The sequence below is a fragment of the Burkholderia sp. E168m23 genome (genome assembly GCF_016586125.1).
GTDB classification, from domain to species: Bacteria; Pseudomonadota; Gammaproteobacteria; order Burkholderiales; family Burkholderiaceae; genus Burkholderia; species Burkholderia orbicola.
This window is the reverse complement of sequence record NZ_BCPP01001656.1, coordinates 1-642: the sequence shown is the minus strand read 5'-3', so window position 1 is coordinate 642 and position 642 is coordinate 1. Positions and strand designations below refer to the sequence as shown.

General features: G+C 63.2%; 1 protein-coding gene. It reads left to right on the top strand.

Annotated features, from left to right (window positions below):
• Nucleotides 1-293 precede the first annotated feature (293 nt).
• On the top strand, nucleotides 294-642 hold a 349-nt coding region (locus JMF90_RS40545; protein ID WP_236598163.1), incomplete at its 3' end, for a TetR/AcrR family transcriptional regulator.

Genomic DNA, 642 nt, shown 5'->3' with positions numbered 1-642 from the left:
GTGCTGATCCTGTTCAGCCGCGAACGGCGCGGCATCGACATGACGCAATCGGTCAATACGCGTAGCACCGTCGGGTGAACCCGCGCGTTGCGGCACCGCATCATCGCGCGCGCCCCGCCCCGCCGTGAGCGGGTGTCGCGCTTTCCGCACCCGCACATCGAACTAGAGGAATTGATCCAGATTCCGCGCTTGCCCGGTCCGGCCGCGATTTTTTATCTTAATAAAAACGACTGTTTGAATCAGATAATCAAATCACCTGTTCGCGGCCGGGAAACCGGCATGGGAGGCGGAACATGGCAGTAAGTCAGGAGGGGCGGCCATCTGCGGGACGGCCGTCCGGGGCGCGGTCATCCGGCACACGGCAGACCGGGGGAACGAAGGCGCGCATTCTCGATGCGGCCGAGGATCTGTTCATCGAGCATGGCTTCGAAGCGATGTCGATGCGGCAGATCACGTCGCGCGCGACGGTCAATCTCGCCGCGGTCAACTACCACTTCGGCAGCAAGGAAGCGCTGATCCACGCGATGCTGTCGCGCCGGCTCGACCAGCTGAACCAGGAACGCCTCGGCATCCTCGACCGCTTCGATGCGCAGCTCGGCACGCACATCACCTGCGAGCACGTGCTCGGCGCGATGTTCATTC